This is a genomic window from Streptococcus sp. 27098_8_12 (assembly GCF_041432115.1).
Taxonomy (GTDB): Bacteria; Bacillota; Bacilli; order Lactobacillales; family Streptococcaceae; genus Streptococcus; species Streptococcus parasanguinis_V.
The window spans coordinates 1-11,722 of the sequence record NZ_JAPVZA010000029.1 but is presented as its reverse complement, the minus strand read 5'-3'; the positions used below and the strand labels follow the sequence as shown (position 1 = coordinate 11,722).

Sequence of the window (11,722 nt, the reverse complement as noted above, 5' to 3'; positions counted from 1 at the left end):
ATAATTGAGAGGCTAGGACTTTTGTCCCAGCCTCTTTTTTCTGTTATTCATCTCCTACATGATAGTAGATCGAGCCTTGTTCCCCAAAACTAGCGATACCAACACCAGACCATAAGCGGTTTTTAGAGGCATCTGATGTATCTTTAAAGACGACTTGTCCTTGATCATCGACCTGATCACCAATGGTCACTCCTGCAGGAATATACTCCAACAAGAAGCCTCCATCACGACCACCATAAATGCCTTCTGATGCTGTTCCATAATCTGTCAAAGAAGCTCCATAGCCCTCTAACTCTTGTGAGACCAACCCTTTGTCGTTAAAGACCAGCTTATTTCCTTTATCATCTTGCCAGACACCAGCAATACTGCTGTAGTCTCCATTGGCAATAGCTTCAAGATCCATTTTCTTCACTTCTTTTTTCTCTTCTTTTTTCTCTTCTTTTTTTTCTTTCTCCTTCACTTCCGAACTAGAAGCAGCCGTCTTTTTGACTTCAGAAGAGGCATTCGTTTGACTAGAAGAAGCGGTTGATTTTTTACTCGCTCCCTGTTGCGAACAAGCTACCAACAGGACCACGCTGAGAAGACTCACAAGAATTGCACCAACTTTTTTCATTTAAAATTCCCCATACATTTTTTAATTTAAAGCCCTTTCATTGTAACGTATTTTCAAGCATTTGACAAGCTTCACTCCCCATTTTTAATCAAAAAGAGACCGGGATAATCAGTCCTAGTCTCTCTTTTGATACAGCTCTCAATGAGCCAGCATTTCCTGTGCTACTTCTAAACCAGATAAGTTCGAAGGATAATACGTTGGCCAATTTTCCAACTCATCATAAAGCGCTTCTTGACTCTTTCCTCCATGGAAAATGTGGAAGTGGGCTGCCTTTACCGGAGTAATTTCATGGTCACTAAATTGAACATATTTGAAGTCTCCCGCATCGCTCTCCTTGGCTTCAAAGAGATAACGAACACCACGATTCCCCTTCTTATAAGTCAAAATGTGCTTACCTACGTATTTATAGGTATATTTCTTAGAAGATCCTTTTTGATAAAACTCCATTGAATCCTTATCAATCTTAATCCGATCAATATCTGTTTGGTAACCCTTGGTATAATATTCCTTATACTCAGCAGCCGTCATAGTTGGATTTAATTTTGCCTTATAATCAAATACCTGATCCAAAGTTCCATCTTGCAAGTATGGATAAACCGATTTCCAATCACCCGCATAATTTGCCAAACTACGATCCTTCACTTGACTATCCTCGAAATAGCCCTTTTGAACTGTCTTAGCGTCTTCCTCATGTTCCGGTTGAATATCCTTACCAGCTTGTGACGTTGTTTTCTCTAGCGCCTTCAGATTCTCCTTCATAACAGACACGTAGTCTTCGCCATCTTTCATTTCTTGATCCGTCAGGCTTTCCAAAGGATTTAAGACAGCCAACTCAACACCAGCTTCAGAAGACAAGGTTTTCGCCAAGGACTTAGAAGCATTTTCCTCAAAGTAAATCACCTTGATCTCATTTTTCTTGATATACTCTGTCAATTCACGCAATCGTGCAGCAGAAGGCTCGCTATCAGGTGAAATCCCTGAAATGGCCACTTGGTTTAAGCCATAATCCAAGGCCAAGTAACGGAAAGCCGCGTGTTGGGTCACAAAATTCTTTTGCTTAGCATCTTTCAAGCCATCCTGATAAGCTTGATCCAAAGCCTGTAACTTCTTCAAATAAGCTTGCGCATTTTTCTCAAAAGTCTTTTTCTTATCTGGATAAGCTGCGACCAACTGATCGCGAATCGACTCTACCATCTTCATTGCACGATGTGGAGAGAGCCAAAGGTGAGGATCATATTCATGATGGTGTTCTTCGCCCCCTTCGTGTTCATGTTCCTCTTCCAATCCAGGAAGCAAGACCATGCCCTTGGTGGCATCGATCACTTTGGTTTTCTTATCCTTCATTGATTTCAAAAGATTTGGAACCCACGTTTCCATGTTTTCATTCTCATAGACGAAAACATCCGAATCTTGAATCATAGCCCGCCCCTTAGCAGACAATTCATATTCATGAGGCTCTGATCCCGCTCCAATGAGCAGGTCTACCGTTCCTTCATCTCCGACAATATTTTTTGTAAAATCATAAACAGGATAAAAAGTGGTCATCACTTTTAATTTTCCATTTTGACTCTGACTTTTGCCACAAGCAGTCAAGATAAGGGTAAAAGCCACCAACAACATTAAACCTATTTTTTTAAATTTCATATTTACTTCCTCAAACGTGATCCAAGATTCACAAGCAAGAACAGTGCCACAAACAAAAGCGTGATGCTGGCACTCGCCGGTGTATCTGCAATATAAGACAAAATCAACCCACTAAACATCCCGATAAAGCCAATGATGACCGCAATCAGCATGACCCCACGGAAGTTCTTCCCTAATTTCAGCGCAATACTAGCCGGTAAGACCATGATAGTTGAAACCAATAACGATCCTGCTGCAGGAATCATTAAGGCGATAGCAACCCCTGTCACCACATTAAATAAAATGGACATGGTCCGGACCGGAAGGCCATCTACGAAGGCCGTATCTTCATCAAAAGTCAAAATATACATAGGCCGCAAGAATAAGGCCGTCAGCACTAATACAACGAAAGCAATCACAAACAAGGCGATCACCTGTTCATCCGTAATGGTTAGGGTAGAACCAAACAAATACTGATCCAAGCTCATCGAGCTTTTCCCACCACCACGCATCAGTACTAAAGCTAGGGCAAGACCAGTGGACATTAAAATTGCCGTCCCGATCTCCATAAAGTCCTTAAATAAGGTCCGCAAATACTCAAGAAAGACCGCAGCAATAATGACAATGATCATAGTCGAGAGCGTCGGAGAGATCCCAAGAAAAAGTCCAAAAGCGACACCCGCAAGAGAGACGTGACTCAGCGTATCACTCATCAGACTCTGCCGTCTCAAAATCAAGAAAATCCCTAACACAGGAGAAAAAAGACTCATGGCAACCATAGCCAACAAGGCCCGCTGCATAAAATCATACTGGAATAAATCAAGCATGGTCACCCTCCCCTTCTGTATCATGGACGTTAAAACATCTCCAAGGAGAGCTCTGGTCACGAACCAAATGAATATTCCGATCCGCAAATTGGTTAACCTCTTCTGGATCGTGCGTAATCATCAAAACAGATTTTTGATGGTGATGCGCACTGTGATGCATCAACTCATAAAAATCACTCTTTGTCGTCGCATCCATCCCTGTTGTCGGTTCATCTAAAACAAAGATATCCGGATCAGAAGCAAACATCCGAGCAATGACGGCCCGCTGTTTCTGACCACCAGACAAAGAACCAATCGCCCGATCCTTGAACTCCAGCATCCCAACAGATTCTAAACTCTTCAGAATATGTTTTTCATCGTGCTCATTCAACTTTCGAAACCAGCCTTTACGAGGATACCGACCTGACTTCACAAATTCATAGACCGTACTTGGAAATCCAGCATTAAAACTAGCAATCTGTTGTGGCAAATAAGCAATCCTTAACTTCTTTCCCTTAACATTCGTCTTTGAAATCTCAACTGTCCCCACCTTGGGCTGTAAAATCCCAAGACTAGCCTTAATCAAGGTTGACTTAGCAGCACCATTTTCACCGGTCAAAGTCACAAACTCCCCACTATCTAAGTAGTAATTGATCCCTTCTAAAACCGGTTCCCGATCATAATAAAACGATAAATTCGAAACCGTAATATACCTCAAACTATAACTCCTCTTCCAATAGATCTAAAAACCGCGAAATGACCCCTTGCTCATTCTTTGTAAACTTCGACAAAACATCCTCATAAGTGTGAAGAGTATGCTGATGGTGGTGCTGATGCTCTAATGCAATAGGCTTACCAATCTCAGTTAAGCGATAATAGAGAACCCGAGCATCATTTTCATCTCGATAAGTCTCCAGCATGCCCTGACTTAATAAGGGCTTCACGGCCTTCGTGATAGCCGCCTGACTGACATTCAATTTCTTAGCTAAGACAGAATTGGTTAGAGCTTCATCAGCAACCAGCATCAAAATATGTTCCTGAGTGTTAGTTAATGAAACACCACTTGTACAAGAACCAACTAAAATCTCATGCTGATTTTCTGATAACAATAAAATAGAATTTAAAAATCGATCGATTTTATTTGCAACTTCAGACAAAATTGACTCCTTCTAATTCACTAAATGAAACTTTACCGGTTAATTATATCACAAAAAAGAAAAAATTAAAACAAAAAAAGGAGTAAAACTCCTTTATAATCTATACCGGCGGCCGGGGTCGAACCGGCACGTCCTTGCGGACACTGGATTTTGAGTTCTATGAATACATTTTTTAAATCTTATAACCTTGATTTAATAGGGTTTTAGGACTTTTGAATCTTGCAAAATAGACTCATTTTTCAAATTTTAGTAACTTTTTGGTAACCCCGTTAAAGACACGGACTCATACCCCAGATAAAGACAATTCAAATTAGATTACGTCTATCTATTTACTTACCTTTTATTTACTTTAATTCCTTTATCTCTTTTAGAATACTAAAAATATAGAAACTAAATAGAACTATATCTAGGAAATCAAACAAAAAGAAGCTTCTTTCCCCTAACAAGGAGGATATGGAACGTTATGTAGTTATCTTGTTTAAAGATTATAATTTCGTAAGTCGTTCTACCACACTCAACTTCCTCATAGTCATCCGAATTCCAAATTTCTTTTCAAGATAATTTGTGTTTAAACGTTTTTTTCGAGCATCACGTGGTAAATATAGGTAACAGCACTCGTGACCACCATAGAACTCTTCATCTCCAAAATTCTCTCTACTAAGTTCTGTTAGAGTACTTTCGGGAATCTCTTCGTTAGTAAAAACTAGATGAATACGAGAACTATCATAAGTATTATCAAATGGGTTTTCTTGAATAGCAATCTCTAATTGATTAATTTCTTTGATAATTATTGATAAATCAGCTCCAATTTTATCCAAAATCGTATCATGAACTAACTTTCTGATTTCTTCGTCAGATAACTCTGACTCTAACAGTATATTCCCACTCTGAATATATGTTTGAACATTTAAAAAACCAACTTCTGTTAGGATTTCTACTAAATAAGACATTTTTGGAATTCTATTGGTACCAGTTGGTGTTACTCCACGAAGGAAAATAATCTTTTTCATATTAACTTTCCAATGCATCTTTTTCTAGAGAGTTCATCATTTCGCCATAATATTGAGGATCTCCCGTTGAAAAATAATTAAACCATGCTTCGACTGTAGTTTTTGAATACAGTCCCAACTCCTCGACAATAAACTTAGCCCATAATAAAGAGCCGGCTGAACTCGCAGTAATAAGCTTTCCGTCTTGAACTGCAATCTCATCTTTATAATAACTATGTCCTCGATAATGTTGGCTCATCTGGCTTAAAAAGAATGAAGCATTACTTGTATGATATCGATTATCTAAAATTCCTTTTTCGGCTAATCCCAAAGTAGCTCCACAGATAGCTCCAACTAAGATATTTTCTTGTAATAGTTTAGAGGCAAGTTCTAAAACGTCATCTTGCTCATTGTTCAACCAACTATCTCCTCCGATAAGCAATAGAGCATCTGTATTTGCAGTATCTATATCATATAGATTAAAATCTGGAACAATTGTCATTCCTCCAGCAGTTTTTATAGGCTTTTTCCCTTTAGAAACCGTTAATAATTTTACTTTAGCTTCTCCTAACATAGCCTGTAAACTTAGTGCATGCATCAAATAGCCGTGTTCCCAATCGGCCATAGTATCTTGAACATACATATAAATATTTTTCATAATGCTTACTCCTCTTTGATAAATGTTCGAACTATTAATTGTTTTATTGTATCATATTTTGTGTTCCACTGTAATACCAATAATTTTTACTTCATCAGTAAAATAGGGATTTTTAGACATTGAACAACCTACGGAGGCTCACCGTAGTTTTGTATTTATGTTATCAACTTCTGTAACATTTCAACTGCTTGTCCTCAATATCACTGTGCTCCCGTTTAAAAGCAGAGTCAAGGATTATGACAAATAGTTCCAACATCTAGAATGAATTTAAAACCTAAAAAACAAACCATCAATCTGCATTAAAATAATCAGAAACCTCTTTAAAGAGAGTCTGTAATATTTCTTGCTCCTCTTCATCTAAATTATTTTCAGAGACTAGCTCATCCAAATACTTAGGTAGAGTAGAATGGTTTTTAATTCCATTCATGACAATTGCAAATTTCAGATCATCTAGTTCAGTTTTATTAAACCCTTTTAGCTTCTTCAAATCAATTCTAGTGATTGGATGTGGGACAACATCTAGAGTACTGTAAATCGTTTTTCCTAATAAGTAATCTGTCGTGGTATCAAATAATTTTGCTAATTTGACAACGGCTTCTAAATTAGGCTCTAAAGTTCCGTTTTCCCAACGAGAATAAGTACCTTGTTGTACATCAATCAACTCAGAAACTTGTACCTGAGTTAACTTCTTACTTTTTCTCAGTTCCTTAAGACGATCTCCAAAAGAATTATTATTAAACATTGCTTCCTCTTTAATATTCGATTCTGTATATTTTAGCTTGACAAAATATTCTAAACGGTATAAAATAGAATTATTCCATAAGGAATATTTATTTTGAGATTAAATATTCCATTGAGAATATTATAGCATAAAAGGAGGTAAAAGCGTATGTAACTAGTAGTTCGATTTAAAAAAATTTAGTAAAGGAGGTAAGATTCGACAAAATAAAAAAATCTTGAAACAAATGTGCCGTTCGTTCCAAGATCAAAACATATTATGTAACAATTATACCACAGAAAACTCTTCAGTTGTACAAGAAAATTTCGGAGGTTTCACAAAAAGATGACAAATAAAGAGTTAGTCAATCAAATTTCTGGCCTAAACTCTACCTCTACTCTTAAAAACTGGATTCAACTGATTAAAGAGATAAGTGGCAAGGAATTTAAAAAAATTAAAATTCCTATCAGTAGAAATCCAAGAACTCGCCAATTAAGTTATACAGTTGCCTATGACTTTACAGACAAAGACCTTAGACAATTTCAAAAGTTAGCTAACCTAAAACTTGAAATAGGTCTAAAAGAGGCTATACGAGCCGTATTTGGGAGTCTAGAAGACAATGAGCAAGAATCCCTAAACCAAGTAATAGATGAGCTCTACGATGAACTGAGCGCCTTAAAACAGGAATTTAAGCGAGAAATACGGCTGATACAAATTGAGAATACCAACCTAAAAAAGAGAATCCAAGATATTGAAGAGTCGATGCAAAACGGCTTACTAGGGTTTGTTCAGAAGAGGTCAAAAAATAGGTTCGGCTAATAGCGAGTTTTCGGCTGAGCCATGAGGCAGAAAGCCGAAAATGAGCGTAGATGCGGACGGACCATTTTTGACCGATAGGGTGTGTAGTAACACCACCCTCTGCAAGTTAGGTGTACCATCGAAAGAATTCAGTATTCCCAAGGGTTTCGGAGATTTTAAGGGTGGCAAAATTAGGCAAAAAGTTGAATCAAAATCTATGGCAAAAAATGAACAATTACGTTCTGTATTTGACTGGATTCAAATTCAGTTTGATAAGACTGAATTTTCGCCAAGAGAAATAATCGAAGACATTCTATTTCTTGACTATGACCTATTTATTGAGAATAAAGGGAGCCTTAAATACTATAACTATGATAGCCAGCTTCATTATGGGAATATCCGTATCTACTATGGAGCGAAAGAGTCGTCCTACATGCTTGTCATGTCAGGACAGGCACTCGAGTTCTTTAGAGATATGGTATTAGATCCAAATAGTCTGTCCGAAAGACAGTTTCTGAACAACCTCTACTACAATTACAATCATTTTTCAGTAAGACGAATTGATATTGCAATAGATGATTTTAATGAAACACCTTATTTCACTCCTAATCAGCTTCTAAAGATTTGTCAGAAGAAACGCTTTATATATGGAAAAAGCACCTACTACAATACCTACGGAGATGAAACAATCGGCCAGACCTTATATTTGAGAAAACCCAATGATGATGAAAGACTTAGAATTTACGATAAACGCTTAGAACGAGCTGAGAAGCTCGGTATCAGCAAGCGGTATATAGAAAATTGGATAAGAACAGAGTTAGAACTTAGGAAAGAAAAAGCTCACTACTTCATTCAAGAATGGTTGCATTCAGAAATAGATCTTCTCAACTTTACCAAGGGATATCTCAAAGAAAAAGTGAGATTTTATAGTGATAGCCATTTCTCAAAACCTTTGAGATCTTGGGAAAAGTTTTTAGGTCACTCAAAACCTATCTCTATCATTATTTCAAAACCAAAAACAGAACTTGAACAAAAATTAGAATGGTTTACCTATAAAGGTTCAGGGGCTATTCTAAAAGCGTATAAATTTCTATACGACAATAATTTACTGCATGAGTATGAGAAATCTAACTATCTCGCACTCAACAATATGGAATATCCACCAGATTTAGCAAGTGGATTAATAGAAAGGGCAATTCTCTTTAAAAGAGAGGATTTAATCCCTACAATCAAAGAAAATATCAAAAGGAGAAATTAACTATGGCAAAAATGCTCTCACAAAATGACTGGAATTTTAATAACATTGGAACAAAATTTGAATTGGATGAAGTCATTCCAAAATTTGAAACGGAAGTCCGTGCAGATGCAAACGGAGAAATTATCAAAAACCGAGATGGTAGCGAAAGACGTTTTAATACCGATAAAATCATTGGTTGGAAATACAATGTAACTATCAAGGATGGACAATTCAAAAAGAAATCAACCCAAGTCTCAGTAGACAATCCAGAAGCATTAGTTGATAATGACTATATCCAAGCAATGGATGAAGTACCAGTAACATTTGACAATTTACAAGCTACTATGATTAGTTCGACAATGTATTACAAGGCGGATGCTATCCATTTAGTAGATGTAAAACAAAAATAAGTATCAGACAAGGGGAGTTAATCCTCCCCTTACTTAATCTAATTAGAAAAGGAGATCACATGATTAAAACTGTAACAAAAGATGACCTTATCGAACTTGGATTTGCTCCAGGAACTGCAAGAAAGATTATCCATACCGGCAAATTACTATTAGTGAATCGTGGTTTTAACATCTACGATAACAAAAGGATTGGTACAATTCCAGCCAGTGTCGCAGAAGAACTATTAGGAATTGAACTCCAGAAAGAAGCATAATGAATGACTATTCGTAAAACTAAAAGTGGTAAATGGACCGTTGATGTTTCTAATGGATTCCACCCAGTCACACAAAAAAGAATACGTATCATTCGGAAAGGATTAAAATCTAAAAAGGAAGCCCTAGAGCTAGAACAACATATTCGAATTGTAGAATTGAAAGAAAAACAATTTGACTTTGTAGTGACAACAGATATGTTATTCGACTTACTTGAAGAAGATGATCTGAAAAATGGCAGAAAAATAAGCTATACAAGTACACAAAGAAACAATTATGAGCGTCATATTAAGCCTTATTTTAAAGATACAAATTTAAATAAATTAACGTATGACCATATATTCGAATTTCGTGAATACCTAAAAACAAAACCTAAAAAACAAAATGAAAATGAAACATTAAGTTATAATACAATTAATAAAATTCTAATTCTACTTAAAAAAATTTTTGACACTGGTATAAGAAAATCCCTTATTGATAAAAATCCTGTTGAGAATCTGAGAAAATTACCAATTAGGAAGCCTAATATCAAATTTTGGAGTATAGAAGAATTCACGAGATTTAGAGAACTTATTCAAGATGATGAAACAAGCTATGACCTGTTTTTCGTGATTGCTTTCTTTACTGGGATGAGAATGGGAGAAATCCTCGCATTGAACTGGAATGATATAGATCTTTTAACAAATACGATTTACGTTACCAAAACGGTATACTTTGTCAATAATACGAGCTACATTAATACAACAAAAACACGATCAGGAACTAGAAATATTACAATCAATCAGAAATTAACGGAAATGCTAAAAGATTGGAAAGAAAAACAAAAAGAAAAACTTAAGGAATTTACCAAAAATATTGACGGACTACAAATAATACAGAGTACACCAATAACTATTACAAAAAATATGATTGATAAGAAGTTTAAGCAAATACTAGAAAGGGATAAAGATTTAAAGAGAATAAGAATTCATGATTTAAGACACTCTCATGCATCATTACTTATAAATCAAGGGGAAGATTATCTTGTTGTTAAAGAAAGATTAGGACACGCATCTATTACAACAACAATTGATACTTATTCTCATTTGTACCCTAGCAAACAGAAAACATTGGCTAATAAACTTGATGATTTATTTTAAAATGGAAAAAATTGGTAACTCGACACACAACAAAGAAAAAAAGACAAGGTCCGAAAACCTTGTCTTTTAAACTATACCGGCGGCCGGGGTCGAACCGGCACGTCCTTGCGGACACTGGATTTTGAGTCCAGCGCGTCTGCCAATTCCGCCACGCCGGCATAAATTTAACTGGGGTAGCTGGATTCGAACCAACGCATGAGGGAGTCAAAGTCCCTTGCCTTACCGCTTGGCTATACCCCAATAATAATATTAATAAATAGGCGAGTGATGGGGATCGAACCCACGCATGCCAGAGCCACAATCTGGTGTGTTAACCACTTCACCACACCCGCCATAATTATTAACACGGGCAGTAGGAATTGAACCCACACTGAAGGTTTTGGAGACCTTAGTTCTACCTTTAAACTATGCCCGTAAAGGATGGAAGGGGAGGGATTCGAACCCCCGAACCCGAAGGAGCGGATTTACAGTCCGCCGCGTTTAGCCTCTTCGCTACCCTTCCTGATTATTGAATTGATGGCGCGAGACGGAATCGAACCGCCGACACATGGAGCTTCAATCCATTGCTCTACCAACTGAGCTACCGAGCCAAATTGCGGGAGCAGGATTTGAACCTACGACCTTCGGGTTATGAGCCCGACGAGCTACCGAGCTGCTCCATCCCGCGTTAATATTAAGGAGGATGTGGGATTCGAACCCACGCACGCTTTTACACGCCTGACGGTTTTCAAGACCGTTCCCTTCAGCCGGACTTGGGTAATCCTCCAAATATATAGTCCGTACGGGATTCGAACCCGTGTTACCGCCGTGAAAAGGCGGTGTCTTAACCCCTTGACCAACGGACCATACTATTAATGGGCACGAGTGGACTCGAACCACCGACCTCACGCTTATCAGGCGTGCGCTCTAACCACCTGAGCTACGCGCCCAAGTTTAAAAAAACTTGGTAAAAATGAACAAAAGTTCAAAGCGGGTGACGAGAATCGAACTCGCGACAACAGCTTGGAAGGCTGTAGTTTTACCACTAAACTACACCCGCTTAAATGGGAGTTAACGGGATCGAACCGCTGACCCTCTGCTTGTAAGGCAGATGCTCTCCCAGCTGAGCTAAACTCCCAAATGAGCCTAGTATCTACTAGGCTCAATCTCTTGCTAAGCGACTACCTTATCTCACAGGGGGCAACCCCCAACTACTTCCGGCGTTCTAGGGCTTAACTGCTGTGTTCGGCATGGGTACAGGTGTATCTCCTAGGCTATCGTCACTTAACTCTGAATGATTAAACATTCAAAATTGAACATCTATATTCTAACAAGTTAACCTT

At 37.7% G+C, this 11,722-nt stretch carries 13 protein-coding genes, 12 tRNA genes and 1 rRNA gene; 5 read left to right on the top strand and 21 right to left on the bottom strand.

The features are described 5' to 3' along the window. Positions 1 to 43: 43 nt before the first annotated feature. The 8 genes from O3629_RS09890 to O3629_RS09855 form a co-directional block, all read right to left on the bottom strand. Positions 44 to 613: a DUF6287 domain-containing protein gene (locus tag O3629_RS09890; protein WP_023919723.1), complete on the bottom strand. Its 570-nt coding sequence runs from the start codon at positions 611 to 613 to the stop codon at positions 44 to 46. A gap of 138 nt (positions 614 to 751) precedes the next feature. Continuing rightward, the gene (locus O3629_RS09885) at positions 752 to 2,257 is read right to left on the bottom strand and encodes a zinc ABC transporter substrate-binding protein AdcA (protein WP_371609127.1); all 1,506 of its coding nucleotides are present in this window, start codon (positions 2,255 to 2,257) and stop codon (positions 752 to 754) included. Positions 2,258 to 2,259: 2 nt separating this feature from the next. Further along, positions 2,260 to 3,063: a metal ABC transporter permease gene (locus tag O3629_RS09880; protein ID WP_003009676.1), complete on the bottom strand. Its 804-nt coding sequence runs from the start codon at positions 3,061 to 3,063 to the stop codon at positions 2,260 to 2,262. Beyond that, entirely contained in the window at positions 3,056 to 3,760 is a 705-nt protein-coding gene (locus tag O3629_RS09875; RefSeq protein ID WP_003013743.1) for a metal ABC transporter ATP-binding protein, read from the bottom strand. The genes O3629_RS09880 and O3629_RS09875 overlap by 8 nt, the downstream gene beginning before the upstream one ends. Before the next feature lies 1 nt (position 3,761). Further along, positions 3,762 to 4,199, bottom strand: coding sequence for a zinc-dependent MarR family transcriptional regulator (locus O3629_RS09870; protein WP_003004547.1), 438 nt, complete (start codon positions 4,197 to 4,199; stop codon positions 3,762 to 3,764). Positions 4,200 to 4,684: 485 nt separating this feature from the next. Next, complete coding sequence (locus tag O3629_RS09865) at positions 4,685 to 5,209, bottom strand: DUF1697 domain-containing protein (RefSeq protein ID WP_371469260.1); 525 nt, start codon at positions 5,207 to 5,209, stop codon at positions 4,685 to 4,687. A gap of 1 nt (position 5,210) precedes the next feature. Further along, complete coding sequence (locus O3629_RS09860) at positions 5,211 to 5,846, bottom strand: DJ-1/PfpI family protein (RefSeq protein WP_371469257.1); 636 nt, start codon at positions 5,844 to 5,846, stop codon at positions 5,211 to 5,213. Between the two features lie 289 nt (positions 5,847 to 6,135). Continuing rightward, positions 6,136 to 6,588 (bottom strand): helix-turn-helix domain-containing protein, encoded by a 453-nt coding sequence (locus tag O3629_RS09855; RefSeq protein WP_371469254.1) that lies wholly within the window; start codon positions 6,586 to 6,588, stop codon positions 6,136 to 6,138. A gap of 321 nt (positions 6,589 to 6,909) precedes the next feature. Here O3629_RS09855 and O3629_RS09850 point away from each other — a divergent pair, with 321 nt between their 5' ends. The 5 genes from O3629_RS09850 to O3629_RS09830 are packed head-to-tail and all read left to right on the top strand — an operon-like array spanning position 6,910 to position 10,400. Continuing rightward, a complete protein-coding gene (locus O3629_RS09850; RefSeq protein ID WP_371609126.1) occupies positions 6,910 to 7,383 on the top strand; it encodes a hypothetical protein in 474 nt (157 codons plus the stop codon). A 40-nt stretch (positions 7,384 to 7,423) separates the two neighbouring features. Beyond that, positions 7,424 to 8,620: a replication initiation factor domain-containing protein gene (locus O3629_RS09845; RefSeq protein WP_371609125.1), complete on the top strand. Its 1,197-nt coding sequence runs from the start codon at positions 7,424 to 7,426 to the stop codon at positions 8,618 to 8,620. Positions 8,621 to 8,622: 2 nt separating this feature from the next. After that, on the top strand, positions 8,623 to 9,009 hold the full coding sequence (locus O3629_RS09840) for a hypothetical protein (protein WP_006595173.1): 387 nt from the start codon (positions 8,623 to 8,625) through the stop codon (positions 9,007 to 9,009). A 59-nt stretch (positions 9,010 to 9,068) separates the two neighbouring features. After that, positions 9,069 to 9,263: a DUF3173 domain-containing protein gene (locus tag O3629_RS09835; RefSeq protein ID WP_000598356.1), complete on the top strand. Its 195-nt coding sequence runs from the start codon at positions 9,069 to 9,071 to the stop codon at positions 9,261 to 9,263. A gap of 3 nt (positions 9,264 to 9,266) precedes the next feature. Then, complete coding sequence (locus tag O3629_RS09830; RefSeq protein ID WP_371609124.1) at positions 9,267 to 10,400, top strand: tyrosine-type recombinase/integrase; 1,134 nt, start codon at positions 9,267 to 9,269, stop codon at positions 10,398 to 10,400. Positions 10,401 to 10,474: 74 nt separating this feature from the next. Here O3629_RS09830 and O3629_RS09825 read toward each other — a convergent pair. The 13 genes from O3629_RS09825 to rrf all read right to left on the bottom strand — a co-directional run bounded on the left by O3629_RS09825 (position 10,475) and on the right by rrf (position 11,667). Further along, a tRNA-Leu gene (locus tag O3629_RS09825) sits at positions 10,475 to 10,558 on the bottom strand. Between the two features lie 10 nt (positions 10,559 to 10,568). Continuing rightward, positions 10,569 to 10,640 (bottom strand) — tRNA-Gln (locus O3629_RS09820). A 19-nt stretch (positions 10,641 to 10,659) separates the two neighbouring features. Then, a tRNA-His gene (locus tag O3629_RS09815) sits at positions 10,660 to 10,732 on the bottom strand. Positions 10,733 to 10,744: 12 nt separating this feature from the next. Further along, positions 10,745 to 10,815: transfer RNA gene (locus O3629_RS09810), tRNA-Trp, on the bottom strand. A 6-nt stretch (positions 10,816 to 10,821) separates the two neighbouring features. Next, positions 10,822 to 10,902: transfer RNA gene (locus O3629_RS09805), tRNA-Tyr, on the bottom strand. Between the two features lie 15 nt (positions 10,903 to 10,917). Beyond that, a tRNA-Phe gene (locus tag O3629_RS09800) sits at positions 10,918 to 10,990 on the bottom strand. 3 nt (positions 10,991 to 10,993) lie between these two features. Then, positions 10,994 to 11,067, bottom strand: a tRNA-Met gene (locus O3629_RS09795). Positions 11,068 to 11,076: 9 nt separating this feature from the next. Further along, positions 11,077 to 11,166: transfer RNA gene (locus tag O3629_RS09790), tRNA-Ser, on the bottom strand. Positions 11,167 to 11,173: 7 nt separating this feature from the next. Continuing rightward, positions 11,174 to 11,245, bottom strand: a tRNA-Glu gene (locus tag O3629_RS09785). A 10-nt stretch (positions 11,246 to 11,255) separates the two neighbouring features. Continuing rightward, positions 11,256 to 11,329: transfer RNA gene (locus O3629_RS09780), tRNA-Ile, on the bottom strand. Between the two features lie 39 nt (positions 11,330 to 11,368). Continuing rightward, a tRNA-Gly gene (locus O3629_RS09775) sits at positions 11,369 to 11,439 on the bottom strand. A 5-nt stretch (positions 11,440 to 11,444) separates the two neighbouring features. Continuing rightward, a tRNA-Val gene (locus O3629_RS09770) sits at positions 11,445 to 11,517 on the bottom strand. Between the two features lie 34 nt (positions 11,518 to 11,551). Next, positions 11,552 to 11,667 (bottom strand): 5S ribosomal RNA (gene rrf, locus O3629_RS09765). Between the last annotated feature and the right edge of the window lie 55 nt (positions 11,668 to 11,722).